Source organism: Pseudomonas mosselii, from assembly GCF_003205295.1.
Classification (GTDB): domain Bacteria; phylum Pseudomonadota; class Gammaproteobacteria; order Pseudomonadales; family Pseudomonadaceae; genus Aquipseudomonas; species Aquipseudomonas mosselii_B.
Map to the genome: position 1 here is coordinate 357,655 of NZ_QJRP01000001.1, position 20,173 is coordinate 377,827.

Consider the following 20,173-nt stretch of genomic DNA (forward strand, 5'->3'; position numbering starts at 1 on the left):
CGCCACTGGCTGACAGAGCCAGGCTATCACCCCCCAATAGCGCCTCTATTAGACCTCTGCCCAGGCTCGGCTAGTCTTTGTGCTGGTTCCGCGAAAAGCCGGTGCACAGGCGTGCCCGGCCACAACTGATGAGCAGAGGGCGTGCTTGCGGGCGCGCCTGTTCCGAGACCTGGCAGCAAAAATACAAGAACGCCCGGAAATCTGAATTGAACCGACCCAAAAGGTAGAAGCAGATGGCGAACGAATCGAAATGCCCGTTCCACCAGACCGCCGGTGGCGGCACCAGCAACCGTGACTGGTGGCCTGACCAGCTCAACCTGAAGATCCTCCACCAGCACACCAGCAAGTCCGACCCCATGGACCCGGACTTCGATTACGCCAAGGCGTTCAAGAGCCTCGACTTCCAGGCCTTGAAAAAAGACCTGAGCGCCTTGATGACCGACTCCCAGGACTGGTGGCCGGCCGACTTCGGCCACTATGGCCCGTTGTTCATCCGCATGGCCTGGCACAGCGCCGGCACCTACCGCATCGGTGACGGCCGTGGCGGTGCCGGTTCCGGCCAGCAGCGTTTCGCCCCGCTCAACAGTTGGCCGGACAACGTCAGCCTGGACAAGGCCCGGCGCCTGCTGTGGCCGATCAAGCAGAAGTACGGCAACAAGCTCTCCTGGGCCGACCTGATCGTGCTCACCGGCAACGTCGCCCTCGAATCCATGGGCTTCAAGACCTTCGGTTTTTCCGGTGGCCGCGCCGATGTGTGGGAGCCCGACGAGGACGTGTACTGGGGCTCGGAAAAGGTCTGGCTGGGTGGTGACACCCGCTACGGCAAGGAACAGGTCAAGGCCCAGCCGCCCGGCCAGGGTGACCTGGTGGCCGAGCCCGCCAAGCATGGCGAGGAGCAGAACCGCGACCTGTCTGCCGAGCGCAACCTGGAAAACCCGCTGGCCGCTGTGCAGATGGGCCTGATCTACGTCAACCCGGAAGGCCCGGAAGGCGAGCCCGATCCGGTGAAATCGGGCAAGGACATTCGCGAGACCTTCGGCCGCATGGCCATGAACGATGAAGAGACCGTGGCGCTGATCGCCGGCGGCCACGCCTTCGGCAAGACCCACGGTGCCGGCCCCGCCGACAATGTCGGCGCCGAGCCGGAAGCCGCGGGCCTGGAGCAGCAAGGTTTCGGCTGGCACAACAAATTCGGTACCGGCAAGGGCGGCGACACCATCACCAGTGGCTTGGAAGTGATCTGGACCTCGACTCCGACGAAGTGGAGCAACGAGTACCTCAACAACCTGTTCAACTTCGAGTGGGAACTGACCAAGAGCCCGGCGGGTGCCCATCAGTGGCGACCGAAGGATGGCAAGGGCGCGGGTACCGTGCCCGATGCCCACGACCCCGGCAAGAAGCACGCCCCGTCGATGCTTACCTCCGACCTGGCATTGCGCTTCGACCCCGTTTACGAACCCATCGCCCGGCGTTTCAAGGACAACCCCGAGCAGCTCGCCGATGCCTTTGCCCGTGCCTGGTACAAGCTGATCCACCGCGACATGGGGCCGCTGGCCCGCTACCTCGGGCCGGAAATGCCCAACGAGGAACTGCTGTGGCAGGACCCGCTGCCCAAGTCAGGCCCTCAGCCCAGTGAAGCCGATATCGCCGCGCTCAAGGCCAAGGTGTTGGCTTCGGGGCTGACTGTCGCCGAACTGGTTGGTGTCGCGTGGGCCTCGGCCTCGACCTTCCGCGGCTCCGACAAGCGCGGTGGCGCCAACGGCGCCCGCTTGCGCCTGGCTCCGCAGAACGGCTGGACGGCGAACCAGGGCCTGGACAAGGTGCTGACGGCACTGGAGCAGATCCGCAGCGAGGGCGGTAACAAGATATCCCTGGCCGACCTGATCGTGCTGGCCGGCAGCGTGGCGGTGGAGAAGGCGGCCAAGGATGCCGGGCACAACATCAGCGTACCGTTCCATCCGGGGCGTGTGGATGCGTCGCAGGAACAGACCGATGTCGAGTCGTTCGCCGTGCTCGAACCACTGGCCGACGGTTTCCGTAATTTCAGCAAGGCCCGCTACAGCGTCAAGGCCGAGAAGTTGCTGTTGGACAAGGCCCAGTTGCTGACGCTCACCGCACCGGAGCTGACCGTGCTGATCGGCGGCCTGCGGGTGCTGGGCGCCAACCATGGCGGCAGCAAGGATGGCGTGTTCACCGACAGGGTCGGCGTGCTCAGCAATGACTTCTTCCGCAACCTGCTGGACATGGGCGTGGAGTGGAAGCCGACGTCGGTGGACAACGAGGCGTTCGAAGGCCGTGACCGCAAGACCGGTCAGGTGAAATGGACCGCCAGCCGGGTCGACCTGGTGTTCGGCTCCCACGCGCAACTACGTGCCTTGAGCGAGGTGTATGGCAGTAGCGATGCCAAGGACAAGTTCGTCAAGGACTTCGTGGCGGCTTGGGTGAAGGTGATGGAGCTAGATCGCTTCGACCTGGCGTGACGAAAGGCATGGGGCAGCGTTTCGTGGGAGCGGGCTTGCCCCGCGATGAGGCCATTCAGGCCATCATCGCGGGGCAAGCCCGCTCCCACGAGAAGCCCCAGGGCAATCAGCTACAGGTCTTGCGATACCCCAGGCTGATCGTTGCCCGGGGTTTCCTCATGCAATGAAGCCTGTGAGGTCTCCGGCAACGCCAACCCGCCCAGCAATGCCAGCAAGGCAATCACCACCAGGTAGAACGCCGGCGCCAGGCGGCTGCCGCTCTGTTCGATCAGCCAGGTCGCCACCAGCGGCGCGGTGCCGCCGAACAGGGTGTAGGCGACGTTGTAGGTGATCGCCGAGGCGGTGTAGCGGCTACGGGTGGGGAAGCATTCCGACAGCAGCGCGGCGGTGACCACGCCGCTCACCAGCGCGCCGATGGCCAGCAGGATCACCCCCAGCAATGCTCCCGACAGCGAACCGGAACTGGCCAGCCAGTAGGCAGGGAACACCGCGAGCATCACCCACAGGCAGGTGAAGCCGATGGTCCGGCGCCGCCCGACACGGTCGCTGAAGGCGCCCGCCAGCGGGCAGCCGGCGGCGGCGAATAGCAGGGCCACGGTCGAGACCAGCAGCGCCTGGGCGCGGCTCAGGTGGCCGACCGTCTGCAGGTAGGTGGCGAAGTAGGTGGTGAACATGTAGAACGACAGCGCGGTCAGCGAGATGAACGCGCCGAGGTTGCGAATGGTGCGGCCATGGTGGCGCAGGGTATCGCCCAGCGGCGAGTGCGCGTGGGCCTTGCCTTCGGCCAGCGCCTGGCGAAACGCCGGAGTCTCCTCCATGCGCCAGCGCAGGTACAGGCCCACCAGGCCCAGGGGCGCGGCGACCAGGAACGGCACGCGCCAGCCCCAGCTGTTCATCGCCTCGGACGTCAGGCTGGCCTCCAGTCCGTAGGCGATGACCGCCGCGCAGGCGAAGGCGCAGAAGGTCGAGACCGGCACGAAGCTGCCGTAGAACGCCCGCCGGCCTCGTGGCGCGTGCTCCATCAGGTAGGCGCAGGCTCCGGCATATTCACCACCTGCGGAAAACCCCTGCAAGCAGCGGGCGAGGGTGAGCAGTACCGGAGCCAGCACGCCGATGCTGGCGTAGGTCGGCAACAGGCCGATCAGGGTGGTGGAACCGGCCATCAGCAGGATGGTCAGCGACAGGATGCGCTTGCGCCCGAGCCGGTCGCCCAGCGCACCGAACACGATGCCACCCAGCGGACGCAGGGCGAAGGCCACGGCGAATACGGCGAAGGTCTTGAGCAGGGCCACGCCTGCGTCTTCGCTGGCGAAGAACTGGCTGGCGATCAGCGTGGCGAGAAAACCGTAGACGGCGAAGTCGAACCATTCGACGAAATTGCCGATGGCCGAGGCGGCGATCACCCGGCGCAAGGTGGCGGGCGGGACCTCGTGGGCGGTGGACATGGGGTGCTCTCCGGTGGTCTTGGCAGCCTGGGCGGATGCGGCGCGCTCGGGGCGCGCCGTCGTTGTTCTCGGGCCAGTAGACAAGCGGCAGGGCGAGCAGGCTTTGTCGAGGGCGACCTCCGGATATCCGTTAGCACCGCCCCCGAGACCTCATGGCCGCACAAGCGATCTCGGCATGTGAGGCATTAGTATCAGGGGGGCGACCACCTCGACCTGGTCGTCCTCGAACAAGCCCTCCGGTACGGGCGGGTAGGTGGTTTGCCAGCATTGGCGCTCGACCAGTTGCGCCAGCTGTTTGAAGTCGGAAGTTACGGTCAGCGGGGGCAGCTGGCTTTGGACGGCGGGAGAGCTGCGCATGGCCTTGCACGCGGTGGGTTGATTGTTTCGGTCCAGGGTGAGCTTGAGCGTGACCACGCCAACCAGGGTGCCCTGGTTGGCGGCAGCGATCCGGTTGATGAGCGCGCTCTGCATGGCAGCCGTGAAGCTGGCCATGGTGATGGCGTCGACTTTCGCGTTTACCTGGGGAGGGGCGCTGCAGGCCATGAGGGTCGCCAGGCCGAAAGCGGCGAGGGGTAGCAGGGTGAGACGGTGGATCTGCGACACGGGAACGTCCTTGGTTGAGAGCTTCGGTACTTTCGTGTACCGGGTTGGAAAAAGGGATGAGGCCCGCTGGATGAACGTGGCGGGGTCGATGATCTTCAGGGAACAGGTTGCGGTCATTCCCGATCGCAACGTGCGGGTACTGGCCATGTGTGCGATGCGCGCAGGTCCTTGAGCGACTCGGGGACATCGATCGGCAGCTCGTCAGGACCGAGCAACGCCTCGATTTCACGAACGCTGCGCAGGTACGGGTCGAGGTCGGTGCCCAGCCCGGCCTGGTGCGGGATCCACCAGGCGATGACCTGGGGCTGGCCGTGGTCATCCTCGGTCAGCAGCACCTTCCAGAACACCTCGGGCGTGGCGATGCCGTGGGAGGTGACGAAGGCATCGTTGTCCAGGGCAGCGCCGGCATGGCCGAACACTACGCCACCGATCACCGTCACCGGGTGCAGGTCGCGGTAGCACTCGGTCAGCAGTTCGGTCTGGTACCAGGTGCGGCTGTTGTGCGAAGCCAGTTGTGGAACGATGTTGCTCATCAGGTTGGAGGCATCCATCGCCGCGCGGTCGTCGTCGAAATGATTGTTGGCCGCCAGGTGGCCGCGATGATAGCCCTTGGGGATCGAATAGGCCTTGGCCGAGCGCTGACCCTTGCAGCCTTCCGGGAGGCTGCGCTCGAGACGGAAGTTGTCGATGCGCTGCAGGTGGCCCTGGTCTTGGTCGAGGGTGAAGGCGAAGCGGTGTGGTTCGCCGCGCTGGCAGTCGTACCAGAGCTGGAAGCGGCCGTGGTCGAGCAGGGTGAGCGGCGTGGTTGCGGGTTCGGGCGCCGGCGGGGAGGGCAGGCGCGGGGCGCAGGAGGTCAGGCTGAGGGCCAGCAGCAGGAACAGCAAACGGCGCACGGCGCGTCTTCCTTGAGCAAAAGCGCGGAATCTTACAGCACTTTGCGCGGGCAGGTTTGCCTTGTGGAAACGGCCCTAGGCGCGGACGGCGTTCCCGCTTCATTGATCCGGACGGCCATCGGCAGGTGCTGTGGGCGGCCGATGCCGCGCAGGTGTCAGGCCGGGCTGTCGATGCAGACGCGGTTGCGCCCCTTCTGCTTGGCCTGGTACAGCGCCTTGTCCGCCCTGGCCAGGGCATCGGCTGGCGCGTCAGCGTCGCGGGGCTGCCAGCTGGCCACGCCTAGGGAGATGGTGACCGTGCCGATCGGTGCAATCGGGGTGTGCTCGACCGTCAGGCGCAGGTGGCCGGCGATGGCTGTCGCCACCTCCAGGCCGGCGCCCGGCAGCAGCATGAGGAACTCCTCGCCGCCGGTACGGCACAGCACGTCGCCTTCGCGGCAGGTCCCGCGCATCAGCCCGGCCAGCTGCTGCAGCACACGGTCGCCGGCATCGTGGCCGTGGCTGTCGTTGATCCGCTTGAAGTGATCAATGTCCAGCACCACCACGGCAAACCCACACTGCTCGGCCTGTTGCACCCGCAGTGCCTGTTGCAGCCCGCGCCGATTGACCAGCCCGGTCAACGGGTCGGTCTGGGCATCGCGGTTGAGCCGGCCGATGCGTTCCTGCAGCAGGTTCACGCCGAACAACAGGGCACGCTTGAGCTCCGCGGCCTCGGCGTACCAGGCGCGGACCTGGTGGATGCGTTCGGTGGTCTGCTGCTGGCCCATGCCCCGGGCAACGCTGGTCAACTGCCGCAACGGGTGGGCGATGACTTGCGTGAGCCAGTACAGCAGCAGGCAGCCGAGCAGCGCCAACGGCGCGGAAATCATCACTACATTGAGGATCAGCTGGCGCAGCGGAGCCACGGTTTGGCGCAGTGGCTGCTGGGCGACGATGGTCCAGCCGGCGCTGGGCACCGTGGCAAAGCCGGCAAGCATCTCGACACCCTGGCTGTTGACCAGGCGCCGGGTGCCATGGTCGAGGTTCGGCAGGTCGTCGAGCAGCGCGTTGTCGCCTACCAGGGTGCCGACCCGTTTGCTGTCGGGGTGAAACAGCAACCGGCGGTTGCGATCGACGACATAAAGGTACGAGCCGTTCTGGTAGAAGTGCGTGCCCAGCAGGCTGTTGAGCAGGTTGCGCTCGCGCAGGTAGAGGCTGCCGCCGATGTAACCGTGGTAGTGGCCGTTGGCGTCGAAGATCGGTTGCGAGAGCACCACCAGCAGGTTGTCGGCCGCCGACAGGAAAGGCGTGGAGACCAGCGTGCGGTGTTCGCGCAGTGCTTGCTGTGCGCCAGGTGAAGTCGCCTGGCTGCCGGCCAGGTGCTGCAGCGGGGCGGGCGAGAGCGAGCGCACGGTCCCCTGGGCATCGACCCGCAAGGTGGAGTTGAACAGGTTGCCCTGCTGTTGCAGGCGGTCGATTTCATCCTGTACCAGGCTGTCGTCGTTCGGGTGCAGGCCACTTTGCCGGGCGCCGTAGGCCAGTTGCTGCAGGGCATTGACCAGGGTGGTTTCGGTCACGGCGGCCAGCTTGGCGGCATAGGCCCGATTGGCCTCCAGGGCGCTGTCGATCAGCAGTTGCCGTTGTACTCGGTAGCTGGCGAAGTAGCTGGCCAGCAGCATGACCAGGGCCGTGGTGGCGCAAAGGGCGAGTATGAGGGTGCGCAGGTCCGGGCGCAGTCCGTGCGGGGTGAAATATCGCAATCCTTGGCCTCGTCGGATACAACGGAAAACGCACCTTACGCGCTTGGCGCAAAGTGGACCATGCTTGAGCGCAATTGCAGGGTTGGAGGACAAGGGGGGGTCCGGTTTCCCACGGGACTCACGGAATTATCCTCCCTTGTTATCTCCGTTCAGGGTGCAGCCTGCTCCAGTGTCCGCAGGTCATCCTCGACCTGTTGCATGCGCTCCTGCACCAAGGCTTGGACCTTGGCGTCACTGGCGCTTTCGCGCATCAGTGTGGTGAGTTTCTCACTCAGGCGCTTGCCTTCCTCGCTCTGGCCCAGCGCCCTGGCCATGGCCGGATCGCGGGTGGCCTGAGTGATGAGGTCGAACTCGGCATCACTGAAGTGCTCCTCGCTATAAAGCCTGAACAGGTCCTGGCGCTGGTCGTCGACGGTCAGGTGCTTGCGCAGCACCTCCTTGATCTTGTCCTGGGGCACCTGCGCATGGGTCATGGCCAACAGCCCGGCCATGCGTTCTATGTTGTGGTCGTAGGCTTCCTGCAGGGGCAGGTTGGCGAGGATCTTTTCCTCGCGGCTGGGTTTCTGGTCGCAGGCGGCGAGGGCGGCGAGCAGCAACACGGGGAGCAGTAGACGGGGCAGGCGGGGCATGGTGGGGCCTTGGGCACGGTAAGGCCTGGGAGTGTACTGCAAACCCGTGGCGGAAGAATCAGCGTTGCAGCGGATTGCGCAGGCGTACCCAGAGGAGCGCCGGCAGGGCCATCAGCAGCCATTTCAGGTAGCGGTTCACTTCGTAGTGTTCACAGGCCACGCCGATGAGGGTGCAGACCACCACTACGGCCACGAACTGGATCATTCTTTCCATCAGCAGGTTTCCATCATTGCAGGGGCCGGAAGGGCCGCGGGGCGCACTGTAGCAGGAGTCGCAGGCGCCGCAGGCCGGCATGCCACACGGCGTAACACTTTTGCGCCGCCGTTGGGTGCCAGGTTGGCTATTGTGCGGCAATCCCGCCAGCCAAGGAAGGTAACCCCATGACCCTCTACAAAGGTGGCTGCCTGTGCGGCCGTATCCGTTTCAGCGCCAGCGGCGAGCCGCGTTTTCCGCATACTTGCTCGTGCGGGCAGTGCCAGCGTCATTCCGGCAGCCTGACCCTGTGCTGGGTGGAGTTTGACAAGGCCATGGTCGCCTGGACCGGGGAGGGTGGCCTGCCTGCGCTGTATCGCTCGTCCGAGGGCTCCAGTCGTGCGTTCTGCGCCACCTGCGGCAGTTCCCTCGGCGCCATTGACGATGCGCCGACGGTGGCCTTGCTGCTGGGCTGTTTCGATGCCAAGGGCGCCCAGGCCCTGCGCCCGACCTCGCATTCGTTTCGGGTTTGTCGGCCGCGCTGGTGGAAGGTTGGGTGATGGTGGGGATTTTGGGGAGGCTGACAGGTGTCCGGCGAGGGCCTTGCAGCGCCTGGCAGATCGAGCGCCGCCCGCGCGGCGCATCGCGACGCAAGGCCGCTCCTACATCAATTGCAACGTGCCGAACCTGTAGGGCCATGGTTGCCCGCCTTGGCGCATGACCTGAGATTAGGTAAGGGATATCATGCGCGCCATTTCCCCATGCCGCTCAAGGACGATTGCATGCTGCAGCGCAACAAGATGGTGCCCGAGCTTATCGTCAGCAACCTCGACCGTAGCCTGGAATTCTGGGTTTCGCTGCTGGGGTTCGAGATTGCCTACCAGCGCCCTGAACAGGGCTTCGCCTACCTCGACCTGCAGGGCGCGCAGGTCATGCTCGAGCAGTTCGACGCCGAGGACCACTGGCTCACCGGACCCTTGGAAAAGCCCTTGGGGCGGGGGATCAATCTGCAGATCGACGTCGCAGCGGTCGCACCGCTGCTCGAACGGCTCGAGCGCCATTGCTGGCCGCTGTTCCAGGCGTGCGAGGACGTCTGGTACCGCGCCGATTTGGTCGAGGTGGGGTTGCGGCAGTTTCTGGTACAGGATCCGGATGGTTATCTGCTGAGGCTGGCGCAACGGATGGGTGAGCGCCCTGCGCAAGCGCATCGGCGCTAGAATCCGCGTCGTCTGACAGATCATTCCATCACTCAACACCGTGTTCATTTCCATTCCTGCCACAATCACCTACCGTCTCCTTCCACCCCCATCACAAGGAGAGCACGCATGCCCGAGCTTGCGTTGTACAAGGTGAAACTGCTGGACGAATTCGAGGCCCGCGAGGACGACTGGAGCTTCAGCCACTTCGAGCGCCGCCTGACCCAGGTCAAGCCCGCCGCCAACTACCAGGATGCCAAGGGCATCATCAAGGCCGCCCACCTGGCGAACAACTGGCCGAACACGGTCAGGCGCTACCTGCTGACCAACTACCGGGCGCACGGCAATGTCAGCAGTGAGTTGACCGAAACCTTCGTGCAGGTGCTGGCGGGCATGACGCCGCTGGAGTTGCAGGCGTGGAAATTATCGCGGGAGGGGCATTTGACCTGAGGCATCAAACCGAGAACCTTCAAACTGTAGGTAATCGCCCGGTTGGCAGGTCGTCACCATCGCCAGCGTTGGGGCGGGCTTGCCCCGCGATCACCGACGTAGCCGGTGCCATCTTGAGCGAACACCTGTGGAAGCCGGCTTGCCGGCGATGCGCCGCATCAGCGGCGCTCTAGGGTCTTGGGACCAGTCCTTTCAAGGTCTTGGACGCGGGGTTATTGACTGCACCTGGTGGCCTTTATGCAGTCAATAACCCTCGAGTCCAAAGACCTAGAAAGGGCTGTGAAGCAACCCCAGCCGTTTCAGGCACGAAACCGCAGCACCCGCGCCCCATCATACGGATCGACCAGATAGCGAGCCTGCACCCCAAACGTCCCCAGTAACCGCTCCGGCGTCAGCACCGCTTCAGGCTTCCCCAAGGCAACCAACCGCCCTTGGTCCAGGACAGCCAACCGGTCACAAGTCAACGCCTGGTTCAGATCATGCAAGGCCACCAGGGTCGTCAACGGCAGCGCTTGAACCTGCCGCAACAGACTCAGCTGATGCTGGATATCAAGATGATTGGTCGGCTCGTCCAGCAGCAGCACCTGCGGCCGCTGGGCCAGGGCCCGGGCGATGTGCACGCGCTGGCGTTCGCCGCCGGACAGCTCGCCCCACAGGCGCTGACGCAGGTGCCCGGCATCGGCGTCGGCCAGGGCCTGCTCGACGATGGCACGGTCATCCGCGCCGAACGGCGCCAGGGCCGACAACCAGGGTGTGCGGCCGAGGGCCACGGCGTCGTAGACGCTGATGGCGTCCAGGGTGTCGGCCTGCTGTTCGACCAGCGCAAGGCTCTGCGCAACGCGCCGACGCGGCATGCGCTCCAGCGCTTCGCCCAGCAAACGCACGCTACCACTGCTGGGCGTGCGCAGGCCAGCGAGCAGCTTAAGCAGGGTGGACTTGCCCGAGCCGTTGGGACCGACCACGCCGAGGGTTTCGCCGGGCATCACGCTGAGGTCGATGTCCTGCAGCACTTCGCGGCCGCCCAGGCGCAGGCCCAGGCCCTGGCAGGCGAGCGGGGCGTTGGCGAGGGTGGTCATCACGGTCATGGACGCCCCCGGCGGCTGACCAGGATAAGTGCGAACACCGGAGCGCCGATCAAGGCGGTGACCACGCCCACCGGGATCACCTGGCCGGCGATCAGGGTGCGCGAGAGGATGTCGGCGACGATCAGGAACAACGCACCACCCAGCGCGCTGGCCGGCAGCAGGCGGCTGTGCCCGGGGCCGAGCAAAAGGCGCAGGGCATGGGGGATGACCAGGCCGACGAAACCGATGGCGCCGACGATCGAGACCATCACCGCAGTCACCAGCGCCGTGCAGCTGATCAGCAGCAGTTGCGTGCGCCGTACCGGCACGCCCAGCGAGGCCGCCGAATCGGCACCGAAGGTGAACGCGTCCAGCGCCCGGCGGTGCCACAGGCACACCGCCAGCCCGACCAGGGCCACCGGCAGCGCCAGCCACACTGCCGGCCAGCGCACGCCGCTGAGGTTACCCAGCAGCCAGAACAGGATGCCCCGGGCCTGTTCGGCGGTAGCCGACTTGGTGATGAGGAAGGCTGTCAGCGCGTTGAACAGCTGAGAGCCGGCGATGCCGGCGAGGATCACCTGGGCGTTGTCGTGGCGACTGCCGCTGGCCCGCGACAGCACCAGCACCAGGGCGAACGCGGCCAGCGCGCCGATAAAGGCACCGGCCGACAGCGACAGCACCGCGCCACCCAGGCCGAACAGGCCCACTGCCACGGCGCCGGTGGAGGCGCCTGCCGACAGGCCCAGCAGGTACGGTTCGGCCAGCGGGTTGCGCAGCAGCGCTTGAAGGATCACCCCGCAGGTGGCCAGCCCCGCGCCGCAGGCGGCGGCCACCAGGGTGCGCGGCAGGCGGTAGTTCCAGACGATGCCGGCGTCGATCGGATCAAGGGCATGACCGGCCTGCCACAGCTGGTTGGCCAGCACCTGCCAGACCACCTCGGCGCTGATCCGCGTCTCGCCAATGGCGATGCCGGCGAGCATGGCCAGGCACAGGGCGAGCAGCGCGAACGCGCCGATGGGCAGCAGGCGGTTCATGGTTGTGGCGCTTTACCGCTGGCGAAGGCGCTGGACAGCACTTCCAGGCCACGGAACAGGCGGATGCCGGCCTGCATGGCGTCGGCGTCGAGGACGATGATCCGGCCCTGCCTGACCGCGTCCATGTTGCGGGTCACCGGGTCGCTGCGCAGGAACTCGAGCTTTTTCCGGTAATCGTCGGCGGGGTAGCGGCGACGGTCCATGCGGGCGACGATCAGCCAGGTGGGGTTGGCCCTGGCCAGGGTTTCCCAGCCCACCGCCGGCCATTCCTCGCTGGACTCGACCACGTTGCGCACGCCGAGGGTCTGCAGCATGAAGTCGGCCACGCCCTGGCGGCCGGCGACGTAAGGGTCGACCTTGAGGTCGGCGCTGGAGAACCAGAACAGGGCGCTGGTGTGGCTCAGGTCCTGGCCGGCCAAGCGTTGCCGGGCCTGGTCAAGCTGGCCCTTGAGCTCGGCATTGAGGCGTTCGCCGCGATCCTGCACGTCGAAGATCTCGGCCAGCTGGCTGACGCTCTTGTAGATGGTGTCGACCTTGAACGGCTGCAGGCGGGTACCGTCGGCGCCCACCAGGTTGTCCTTGCCTTCGCAGTCCGAGGGCAGCAGGTAGGTGGGGATGCCCAGCTCCGCGAACTGTTCGCGGGTGCCGACCGCGCCCTGGGCGCCGACCATCCATTCGAACTGCGCCGTCACCAGTTGCGGGCGCTTGCCGACCACCGCCTCGAAGCCCGGTTCGTTGTCGGCCAGGCGCTCGATCTTGTCGTTCTGCGCCTTGAACTCGGGCAGCACGTTGTTGAACCACAGCGAGGTGCCCGCCAGTCGCTCGCCCAGGCCCAGGGCATAGAGCAGCTCGGTGCCGGCCTGGCCGATGGTCACCACGCGCTGCGGGGCCTGGGCGAAGGTCTGCGGCAAGCCGCAGTTGTCGACGGTCAACGGGTAGTGGGTGGCGTCGGCGTGGGCCAGGCCCGCCAGTGACAGGCCGGCGAGCAGGGTGGCGAGGCGGTGCGGCATGGTGGGGCGATCTCCTGTCGGGTGGTGCACGGAATGGCCCACGGACAGGCATCGCCAGGCGTCGTGCGGCAAGCACGCGGCCAGGAGCGGATGACCATCCCGGACACCCCGCCGGTTGGTGAATGCGTGCCGGCAGGTCTCCTGACTGGTGCGTCCTGGCCGGCGCCGGCCTTCCCGGGTCGGCAGACCCAGTGGCATCGATGGCGCAGGCTCGGCACCTACAGTTGCGGGGGCAGTTCCCTTTGGCTCGCCCTCGGCGCGCCCGGGATTCCCTTTTGATTCCGTGTGGAAACCGGCGGGCGGCATGGTAGACCATCGGGCCATCGGGTGAAAACGCTTTTACAGGTACTTGAGCCAGGCGATGTCGCGCCGCCGCGCCTTGAGCCGGGCGAAGCCGCGCACCGGCAGGTACAGGGCGATCGCCAGCAGCACCGCGACCAGCCACACCGCGCCGATGCCGTCGAAGCCGAAATGGCTGCCCTGGTTCAGGCCGAACAGCGCCACGCAGGCCACATACAGCAGCTTGAGCACATACAGGTGCAGCAGGTAGAAGAACATCGGCGCGGCGCCGAACACCGCCAGCGGGGTGATCCAGCGGGCTTCGCCGGCACGCTCGAAACCGCGTAGCAGCAACAGGCCGACGCCCAGGGTCAAGGCCAGGAACAGCAGCGACGGCGGGTATTTGGTGATGTTGAAGAAGCTCATCAGCGTTTGGCCGACGCTGGCGTAGAAGGTCCACGGCGCCTCGCCATAGCCGTTGCAAAGACGCAATACGACAAAGCCGAGCAGCAGCATCACACCGCCGAGCAGCAGGCGGTGTTGGCGCTCGCCGGCATCGCTGGTGCGGCTGAACCAGGGGCCGAGCCCGTAGCCGAGGGCGATCACGCCGATCCACGGCAGCACCGGGTAGGAGGTGCGCAGGCGCAGGCTGTCGGACAGCTCCAGCCAGCTGCGCTCGTGCAGGATCGCCCACGGCACATGCAGCGCCGATTGCGCAGCGAAGTGCAGGCCATCGAGCAGGTTGTGGCCGGCGACGATCAGCGCGCCCAGGGCGAGCAGCAGCGGGCGTGGCAGCCACACCAGCAGCGACAGGGCGATCATGCTCAGGCCGATGGCCCAGATCACCTGCAGGTAGATCACGCCCGGCGGCAACTGGAAGGTCCAGGCGAAGTTGACCAGGGTAAGTTCCAGCAGCACCAGGAACAGGCCGCGCTTGAACAGGAACGCCGCTACATCGCTCCGGCCCTGGTGCTTTTCGCCGTAGAGCCAGGCCGACAACCCGGTGAGCAGCACGAACACCGGCGCGCACAGGTGCGCCAGGGTGCGGCTGACGAACAGGCTGGGTTCGGTGGCGTCGATCGCATCGATGGTCATCGGGTCGCTGACCTGGCGGTGCAGGAAGAAGGTTTCGCGCACGTGATCCAGCAGCATGAACAGGATCACCAGCCCGCGCAGGGCGTCGATGCTGTGCAGGCGTTGGCTGGGGAGGGCGGTTGGGAGGCTGGTCATCGAAGAGGGTCGCGGGCCGGAATATCATTCAAATGAAACGTTATTTTATTTCATTTGTTTGTGCCTGGATACGGCCATATGTTGGCGTTCAACCTGGATCAGCCCTGAATCAACGGCTCCAGCCGTTCGGCCAGGGCCTGGACCATTGCACTGACCTTGGGCAGATGCCCGCGGTTGCGACGCCAGGCCAGGTTGATCGGCAACCCTTCCATCGCATACTCCGGCAGCACCTGCTGCAACGTCCCGGCATCGAGCTGGCGCTGCACCAGCCAGGTCGGCAACTGGGCGATGCCGTGTCCGGCGCTGATGGCCAGGGCCTGCCCCTCGGCATCGCCGATGGCCAGGCGGCCCGGCATCGGCCGCAGCTGCGCCAGGCCCGGGCGGGCGCCAGCGAAATGCAGGGCCGGCGTGCTGCCGTCGGCGCAGGCGTAGAGTACGCAGCCCTGGGCCTGCAACTGCTGCAGGTCGCGGGGCGTGCCATGCCGGGCGAGGTAGGCGGGGGCGGCGCAGAACACCAGGCGCTGGCTGCCCAGGTAGCGGTGCTCGATGCCCGGCTGCCAGGCCTGCGGCCCACCGATGCGCACGACGATGTCGATGCCGTCCTCGGCCAGGTCGACGAAGCGGTCGGAGAGGGTGATGTGCGGTTGCAGGCGCGGATGCCGGGCGGCGAAGTCGAGCACGGCGGGCAGCCCGTGCAGGCGGCCGAAGGTAGCCGGCAGGTCGATGCGCAGCTTGCCGCAGGGGGTCTTGTGCTCGTCGTTGAGGGCCAGTTCGGCCTCTTCGATCTCCGCCAGCACGCGGGTGCAGGTGCGGTAGTAGTCGGTGCCGCTGTCGGTCAGGGCCAGGCGTCGGGTGGTGCGCTCGAACAGGCGCACCTGCAGGCGTTTCTCCAGGCGGGCCACGCCCTTGCTCACGGCGGAGCTGGTGAGGTTCATGCGCTCGGCGGCGGCAATGAAGCTGCCGGCGTTGGCCACGCTGACGAAGAAATCGATGTCTTTCAGGCGTTCCGAGGCGGACATGGCGGGGGCTCGCGATTACTGAATCTGATTCACTTGATACGGGAATATCTACCAGTAATCGGAACAACATTCCAGATTAAGCTGGCCTGCCATTCATCGAGGATCGCAGTAGATGTCCACCTCCAGCTTGACCCATGCCACCCTGACGCGGCCGGCACCGCGCGCGGGGCTGTCGATCGGCTTGTTCGCCGTCGGCGGTTTCGCGGTGCTGACCACCGAATTCCTGATTCTTGGCCTGCTGCCCGCGCTGGCCCGCGACCTTGGACTGTCGGTCGCAGGCGCGGGCCAGTTGGTCACCCTGTTCGCGGTGACCGTGATGCTGTTCGGGCCGCCGCTCACCGCCTGGCTGTCGGCCCTGCCACGCAAGGGGCTGTTCATCGCCATCCTGCTGTTGTTCGCGGCATCCAATGCGTTGTCGGCGTTGGCGCCGAATGTCTGGGTGCTGGCCCTGGCGCGGTTCCTTGCCGCGCTGGCCCTGCCGGTGTACTGGGGCACCGCCAGTGAAAGCGCCGGGCAACTGGCCGGCAAGGGACGCGAGGGTTGGGCGGTGTCGCGGGTCTACCTGGGGATCACGGCGGCGTTCGTCTTTGGCATCCCGTTGGGCACCCTGGCCGCCGGGCTGGTCGGTTGGCGCGGCAGCTTCTGGTTGCTCGCCGGGCTGTGTCTGCTGGTGGCGCTGCTCATGTGGGCCTGGCTGCCGCCCCTGCCGACGGTCCCGGCCCGCGCCGCGGGGGAGCGGCAGACGGTGATCCTCAAGGATCGTCGTTTCATCGCCCATGTGCTGCTTTCGGCGCTGGTGTTCACCGCCATGTTCACTGCCTACACCTACCTGGCCGAGATCCTCGAGCAGCTTGCCGCCGTGCCGGCCAACGCGGTCGGTTGGTGGTTGATGGGCTTTGGCCTGGTGGGCATGCTCGGCAACGCCCTGGCCGGGCGGATCGTCGATCGCAGCCCGCTGCGAGCCACGCTGCTGCTGTTGGCGATGCTGGCCTTGGGCATGGGCCTGGTCACGCCGGTGATCGGCAACCCGCTGTTGCTGGTGGGCGCCCTGGCCCTGTGGGGCATCGCCTACACGGCGCTTTTCCCGGTGTGCCAGGTGCGGGTGATGCGGGCCGGCGCCAAGGCTCAGGCCCTGGCCGGGACCCTCAACGTGTCGGCGGCCAACGCGGGCATCGCCGCCGGTGCCGCGCTGGGGGGCGCGGCGATCCAGGGGCTTGGTCTGGCTGCACTGGGTTATGTGGCCTGTGGGTTTGCGGTGTTGGCGTTGATGGCGGCGCTGGTACTGCAACGGGGTGAGTGAGGCCTGTTCCACCGTCCAGCCAAGGCGTGTTCATACCTTGGATGGGACGGTTGCCGGGTTTGAGATGACTGCAGGGCGGCTTGTTGCAATCCTGCCGATCCTTATTCGATCAGCCAGGCAGGGTCGCCTTCGATCAGGACACCGCCATGGCTGGTCTTGTCTCCCTGGCGCGCCGCAGGGCTGCCCTCAATGAGCGTATGCGCGGCACCGGTCTCGATGACCGCACCGCAGCTGAGCTCATCCCCCATGCGTGCGATTGCACGACCATTCACGGTGGCATTGGCCGCGCCACTGATGACAGTGCCTTCCCCGTGGAGAGGGCAAAGGTGGCGATGGTCGACTCGGGCGGTGACCAACGAGTCAGTTGACCCTCATTTGCGCTTCCTTTTACTTGGCTGGACAGGGGCTTGCTCGAAGGCCTCCGGCGGAGGAGGTGCAGCACGGACGTTGAACAGGTGGCAGACGATGTACCAACAGACGGCGAGAGTGAAGTTGTAAGGAAACAGCACTGCCCAAAACGGTAACTGCCAATTTTTTTTGCCCTGCATTTCCCCAGGTTCGCCGGTTCGCCAAGGGGCGTAGTGACGCCAGGCTTCGCCCGGTGTCAGACAGATGGCGTGCAGAGGTTTGTGCCACCAGTTGGGTTCGCCGGGAGGTGGGAGTTTGGCCGGGCCGTGGTTCATGAACTGGCGAAGGTATTCCCAGACTTCGGCGACGTGCTTGATGCCGGATTCTGTGGGTTCGTTGCTGTCGACCCATAAGCAATCTTTCTGGTGCAGGCTGCCATCCTCCCGAGGCGGGGCGAAGGCGAGTGCATAACTGGTGCTGAAGGATGAGCCGCCGAATTCAGTGCGTTCGAATATGCCTCCGTATAAGTTTTTCCAGTTAAAGGTTATAAGTTTTTTGCCGCGCTGATAGTAAATTTTCTTGGTTGAGCAGTTGAAGTAAAATCCGGAGAGGTTCCTTATAAAATAGATTCGGTAAAGCAGAAAGGGGAGAAAAATTAAGGGTGAAATTGTCATCATGGCTATGAAGGCAAGATCGAAGGTTTCGATGTTCAATAATTTTATTGATAGTAGCTCTGGGTAGACAACAATCATTCCTCCGAGGATTAGTGCGGTATAAATTTTTCCCATAAATACGGAGTCTGTTACCCATGGGTTTCGTAAGCATAATGTGTTATTATATAATTTTACTATTTGCCCAGTAATTGCGGCTTCATTTCCGGATTTTGAGTTTGTACTAAACATCCATTTAACTGCCATGATCAACGCTCGAGACGAAAAATTGAATTAACCTCATTTCCTTCATTCAAGCCTTGATTGGAGCTGTAGGCTAAATACAGTGAGACATAATTTTGGTTGTTTATCGTGTTATTGAAATTCAGAATTAAGCCGGCGCCTATAACGTAGCAAACAGCAGCAAGTGGAAAGACGACCATTTCTCCGTCTTCACGAAGGCTGCTCAAGCTAGCTGACCATTCGCTTGTGCCTACGATAAAGCCCGGTAGGAATACTGTGAATTCCACGGTGGGTTGTGGGGTGGTGACTTCGTTGTGGGTGATGGCGGTCCAGTTTGCTGGTGCCCAATAATTATTTTCATGCCAACCGCTATCGACTCCGGTTATACCAAAGGATCGCGCCTCTTCTGCAGATATTAACCTTGGTCCGTAATGCACATCGTGCCAAGCTTTGAGTTCTTCTTGAATTGAAGGAAATGTTGGGAGTTTTTTTTCATGATCCAGAACGATTTCGGTATGCACCTCTCCATCGTTTTTACGATTGCCGAAAATGCTCCGTGCTGCCCAGAATTCAATAGGGGAGTGCAGGTGCGCATGTGCCTGGGCGTGAAGGTATAAGCCTCCGGCAATAATCGCTATTCCTAGAAGCACTAGCCCGGCTGCGGCCCATCCGGCAAAGGGCACTACTGACGTAGCTCCCGCAACTGCGAGTCCCGCCTCAAGGGCGACCACAGAACCAGCGGCTATGGTCAGTCCACCGCTAGCTGTATAAACAGCGGTAGTTAAATTACCGTTGTTGTACTGGCGCAACGTCCTTGAGAAATCAGAAAATAAGCCAAAGCCAATTGCGGGATATCCCGCTAAGCGCGCAAAGAGATTACTACTTAGGAACTTGATCACGCCGTTACCAAACGCCATCCCCGGCGCCGTCGAACTCAATCGCAGCATCACAGCCTTCTGCGTTGCCCGTACGCTGACCAATGTCGCCGCGGCCGCACCGATCACCCCGAAAATTGACGCCGCAAACCCCAAGGTGTATTCCGGCGCATCGCTTTTCTGCAGGCTGTTATAAGCCGTCTTCAGCGAGATCACGTTGAACCACAGCATCCCGGCGTTCAGACCACCGCCTCCGCCCGACGTAAGCAACCCGAGAAAGCTGGGTTTAACCCGCGCAGTGGTGGTCAACTCAACCGCCACCGTCCGATTGCCCGAAATACGCAGCTGCTTCATTTCCTCAACCTGCGCCATGCCGCTCTTCAAATACCGCTCCACCTCCTGGCTGAACGGGTTTTCCCGGATGACCTGGTCGGTGATCTGGTAACGCGCCGCCAACAGCCCCAGCGCTTTCTCGGCATTGGCCTCACGCGCCGCCAGCAGTACTTGCTGACGCAGGGTATGGCTGGCATCCCAGCGGGTGTGACCACGCAGGCGTTTGAGCACCACGGCGTTGACGGACTGGGCCGTGAGATCGGTGATGTCGGCAATGGCCGGGAAACGCCCGGCCAGCCCTTCGATGACATTGTCGCTGCCACCCAGCACACTGCCGGCCGCATCGGCTTTGTCCTTGAAGGGGTTGAACGGCGCCAGGGCGGTGTAGAGCGGGCTGTCGTGCTGGTCCAGCCACTGTTCCAGGCGTTTGAAGCGCCGGTCTCGGTCTTCGGTACCGGGTGTCGGCTGGCCCATCGGGTAAATCAGCAGGGCCAGGGTGATTTCCAGGCCACGGGCCGAGATGCGTTCGTTGCGGTCATAGCACGCCAGGGCGGCGGCGAGGCTGTAGGGGTCATCGATATGCGCAGCTTCGGCCGTGGCCAGCCACGCGTCGTGATCGTGACTGGCTTGCAGGGCAAGGTTGCGCAGGCCTGCAATGCGCTGCTCCAGCTCATCGCGTTCGGCGAGGAACTGCAGGTATTTGTCGGTATCGATGCGCAGTGCCAAACGCGCACCGTTCGGGGAATAGTCCTCGTGAGTGAGGGCCCGATAACGTGCCTCGGCCGGGGGGAGCAGGCATCCGGTGCGGGTGGACTGCAGCCTGATCTCGACCACTTCTGTAGCGGGCATATCCGCCGGGTATATCGTTTCCAGTGTTTTGTTCAGCAACAGGGCGACCAGGTTGCGATGGTGAAAATCGCGGCTCTGCTGGCTGAGCCGTTCGGCATCGAGCTGGTAGCATGCCGGTACGCCTGCCTGCTCGGAGCCTTGTGCAGGTTTGGTGTGTTCCAGCTGCTCGGCGGGCATCAGGTCGTGCAGTTGGTGCTGGTAGGCCGAGACCGACAGGCTCAGGTCCAGGGCCACGCCTTCAGCATCAGCCAGCGCCACCACCACCGGTATTTTCGGCTGGGTGCTGGGATAGTCCCGGGCAATGGCGTTGA

The 20,173-nt window shown here is 64.5% G+C and carries 19 protein-coding genes and 1 riboswitch; of the genes, 5 read left to right on the forward strand and 14 right to left on the reverse strand.

Annotated elements, in window-relative coordinates; genetic code table 11:
• The first annotated feature begins 233 nt into the window (after positions 1-233).
• Positions 234-2,480 carry a catalase/peroxidase HPI gene (gene katG, locus DMX06_RS01755; protein WP_110733991.1) on the forward strand — a complete coding sequence of 749 codons (2,247 nt, stop codon included), beginning with the start codon at positions 234-236 and terminating at the stop codon, positions 2,478-2,480.
• 110 nt (positions 2,481-2,590) lie between these two features.
• Here the strand turns inward: katG and DMX06_RS01760 are convergent, their stop codons facing one another.
• The 6 genes from DMX06_RS01760 to DMX06_RS26245 all read right to left on the reverse strand — a co-directional run bounded on the left by DMX06_RS01760 (position 2,591) and on the right by DMX06_RS26245 (position 8,003).
• The gene (locus tag DMX06_RS01760; RefSeq protein WP_110733993.1) at positions 2,591-3,925 is read right to left on the reverse strand and encodes an MFS transporter; all 1,335 of its coding nucleotides are present in this window, start codon (positions 3,923-3,925) and stop codon (positions 2,591-2,593) included.
• 150 nt (positions 3,926-4,075) lie between these two features.
• The gene (locus DMX06_RS01765; protein ID WP_110733995.1) at positions 4,076-4,645 is read right to left on the reverse strand and encodes a hypothetical protein; all 570 of its coding nucleotides are present in this window, start codon (positions 4,643-4,645) and stop codon (positions 4,076-4,078) included.
• Positions 4,642-5,421 carry a DNA/RNA non-specific endonuclease gene (locus tag DMX06_RS01770; RefSeq protein WP_181427762.1) on the reverse strand — a complete coding sequence of 260 codons (780 nt, stop codon included), beginning with the start codon at positions 5,419-5,421 and terminating at the stop codon, positions 4,642-4,644. Before DMX06_RS01770 ends, DMX06_RS01765 begins: the two co-directional genes overlap by 4 nt.
• 155 nt (positions 5,422-5,576) lie before the next feature.
• The gene (locus DMX06_RS01775; RefSeq protein ID WP_258378789.1) at positions 5,577-7,160 is read right to left on the reverse strand and encodes a sensor domain-containing diguanylate cyclase; all 1,584 of its coding nucleotides are present in this window, start codon (positions 7,158-7,160) and stop codon (positions 5,577-5,579) included.
• Positions 7,161-7,309: 149 nt separating this feature from the next.
• Positions 7,310-7,789 carry a hypothetical protein gene (locus DMX06_RS01780; protein ID WP_110734000.1) on the reverse strand — a complete coding sequence of 160 codons (480 nt, stop codon included), beginning with the start codon at positions 7,787-7,789 and terminating at the stop codon, positions 7,310-7,312.
• 58 nt (positions 7,790-7,847) lie between these two features.
• On the reverse strand, positions 7,848-8,003 hold the full coding sequence (locus tag DMX06_RS26245; RefSeq protein ID WP_181427763.1) for a hypothetical protein: 156 nt from the start codon (positions 8,001-8,003) through the stop codon (positions 7,848-7,850).
• Positions 8,004-8,170: 167 nt separating this feature from the next.
• Between DMX06_RS26245 and DMX06_RS01785 the strand changes: the two genes are divergently transcribed.
• The 3 genes from DMX06_RS01785 (at position 8,171) to DMX06_RS01795 (ending at position 9,628) form a co-directional block, all read left to right on the forward strand.
• Positions 8,171-8,542 (forward strand): GFA family protein, encoded by a 372-nt coding sequence (locus tag DMX06_RS01785; protein WP_110734002.1) that lies wholly within the window; start codon positions 8,171-8,173, stop codon positions 8,540-8,542.
• 222 nt (positions 8,543-8,764) lie between these two features.
• Positions 8,765-9,199 (forward strand): bleomycin resistance protein, encoded by a 435-nt coding sequence (locus DMX06_RS01790; RefSeq protein ID WP_110734004.1) that lies wholly within the window; start codon positions 8,765-8,767, stop codon positions 9,197-9,199.
• Positions 9,200-9,307: 108 nt separating this feature from the next.
• Positions 9,308-9,628 (forward strand): hypothetical protein, encoded by a 321-nt coding sequence (locus DMX06_RS01795; RefSeq protein WP_110734006.1) that lies wholly within the window; start codon positions 9,308-9,310, stop codon positions 9,626-9,628.
• Between the two features lie 299 nt (positions 9,629-9,927).
• On the opposite strand, the gene DMX06_RS01800 is transcribed toward DMX06_RS01795, so the two are convergent.
• From DMX06_RS01800 to DMX06_RS01820, 5 genes are all read right to left on the reverse strand, one after another.
• Positions 9,928-10,713, reverse strand: coding sequence for an ABC transporter ATP-binding protein (locus DMX06_RS01800; RefSeq protein WP_110734008.1), 786 nt, complete (start codon positions 10,711-10,713; stop codon positions 9,928-9,930).
• Complete coding sequence (locus DMX06_RS01805; RefSeq protein WP_110734010.1) at positions 10,710-11,726, reverse strand: FecCD family ABC transporter permease; 1,017 nt, start codon at positions 11,724-11,726, stop codon at positions 10,710-10,712. The genes DMX06_RS01800 and DMX06_RS01805 overlap by 4 nt, the downstream gene beginning before the upstream one ends.
• A complete protein-coding gene (locus DMX06_RS01810; protein WP_110734012.1) occupies positions 11,723-12,736 on the reverse strand; it encodes an ABC transporter substrate-binding protein in 1,014 nt (337 codons plus the stop codon). The genes DMX06_RS01805 and DMX06_RS01810 overlap by 4 nt, the downstream gene beginning before the upstream one ends.
• A 114-nt stretch (positions 12,737-12,850) precedes the next feature.
• A riboswitch (cobalamin riboswitch) is annotated at positions 12,851-13,048 on the reverse strand.
• Positions 13,049-13,075: 27 nt separating this feature from the next.
• Complete coding sequence (locus DMX06_RS01815; protein WP_110734014.1) at positions 13,076-14,245, reverse strand: DUF1624 domain-containing protein; 1,170 nt, start codon at positions 14,243-14,245, stop codon at positions 13,076-13,078.
• A 98-nt stretch (positions 14,246-14,343) separates the two neighbouring features.
• Complete coding sequence (locus DMX06_RS01820) at positions 14,344-15,264, reverse strand: LysR family transcriptional regulator (protein ID WP_110734017.1); 921 nt, start codon at positions 15,262-15,264, stop codon at positions 14,344-14,346.
• 112 nt (positions 15,265-15,376) lie between these two features.
• On the opposite strand from DMX06_RS01820, the gene DMX06_RS01825 reads away from it, so the two are divergent.
• A complete protein-coding gene (locus DMX06_RS01825) occupies positions 15,377-16,564 on the forward strand; it encodes an MFS transporter (protein ID WP_110734019.1) in 1,188 nt (395 codons plus the stop codon).
• 101 nt (positions 16,565-16,665) lie between these two features.
• Here the strand turns inward: DMX06_RS01825 and DMX06_RS01830 are convergent, their stop codons facing one another.
• The 3 genes from DMX06_RS01830 to DMX06_RS01840 form a co-directional block, all read right to left on the reverse strand.
• A complete protein-coding gene (locus tag DMX06_RS01830) occupies positions 16,666-16,920 on the reverse strand; it encodes a PAAR domain-containing protein (RefSeq protein WP_110734021.1) in 255 nt (84 codons plus the stop codon).
• A gap of 15 nt (positions 16,921-16,935) precedes the next feature.
• Positions 16,936-17,829, reverse strand: a complete 894-nt coding sequence (locus DMX06_RS01835) for a hypothetical protein (protein WP_110734023.1) — start codon at positions 17,827-17,829, stop codon at positions 16,936-16,938.
• A gap of 2 nt (positions 17,830-17,831) precedes the next feature.
• On the reverse strand, positions 17,832-20,173 hold a 2,342-nt coding region (locus tag DMX06_RS01840), incomplete at its 5' end, for a T6SS effector BTH_I2691 family protein (protein WP_110734025.1).

Excerpts from the sequence above, each read along its gene's own strand:
- katG (WP_110733991.1), top strand. The coding sequence starts at position 234 with ATGGCGAACGAATCGAAATGCCCGTTCCACCAGACCGCCGGTGGCGGC.
- DMX06_RS01760 (WP_110733993.1), bottom strand. The coding sequence starts at position 3,925 with ATGTCCACCGCCCACGAGGTCCCGCCCGCCACCTTGCGCCGGGTGATC.
- DMX06_RS01765 (WP_110733995.1), bottom strand. The coding sequence starts at position 4,645 with ATGACCGCAACCTGTTCCCTGAAGATCATCGACCCCGCCACGTTCATC.
- DMX06_RS01780 (WP_110734000.1), bottom strand. The coding sequence starts at position 7,789 with ATGCCCCGCCTGCCCCGTCTACTGCTCCCCGTGTTGCTGCTCGCCGCC.
- DMX06_RS26245 (WP_181427763.1), bottom strand. The coding sequence starts at position 8,003 with ATGGAAAGAATGATCCAGTTCGTGGCCGTAGTGGTGGTCTGCACCCTC.
- DMX06_RS01785 (WP_110734002.1), top strand. The coding sequence starts at position 8,171 with ATGACCCTCTACAAAGGTGGCTGCCTGTGCGGCCGTATCCGTTTCAGC.
- DMX06_RS01790 (WP_110734004.1), top strand. The coding sequence starts at position 8,765 with ATGCTGCAGCGCAACAAGATGGTGCCCGAGCTTATCGTCAGCAACCTC.
- DMX06_RS01795 (WP_110734006.1), top strand. The coding sequence starts at position 9,308 with ATGCCCGAGCTTGCGTTGTACAAGGTGAAACTGCTGGACGAATTCGAG.
- DMX06_RS01800 (WP_110734008.1), bottom strand. The coding sequence starts at position 10,713 with ATGACCGTGATGACCACCCTCGCCAACGCCCCGCTCGCCTGCCAGGGC.
- DMX06_RS01805 (WP_110734010.1), bottom strand. The coding sequence starts at position 11,726 with ATGAACCGCCTGCTGCCCATCGGCGCGTTCGCGCTGCTCGCCCTGTGC.
- DMX06_RS01810 (WP_110734012.1), bottom strand. The coding sequence starts at position 12,736 with ATGCCGCACCGCCTCGCCACCCTGCTCGCCGGCCTGTCACTGGCGGGC.
- DMX06_RS01815 (WP_110734014.1), bottom strand. The coding sequence starts at position 14,245 with ATGACCAGCCTCCCAACCGCCCTCCCCAGCCAACGCCTGCACAGCATC.
- DMX06_RS01820 (WP_110734017.1), bottom strand. The coding sequence starts at position 15,264 with ATGTCCGCCTCGGAACGCCTGAAAGACATCGATTTCTTCGTCAGCGTG.
- DMX06_RS01825 (WP_110734019.1), top strand. The coding sequence starts at position 15,377 with ATGTCCACCTCCAGCTTGACCCATGCCACCCTGACGCGGCCGGCACCG.
- DMX06_RS01835 (WP_110734023.1), bottom strand. The coding sequence starts at position 17,829 with ATGGCAGTTAAATGGATGTTTAGTACAAACTCAAAATCCGGAAATGAA.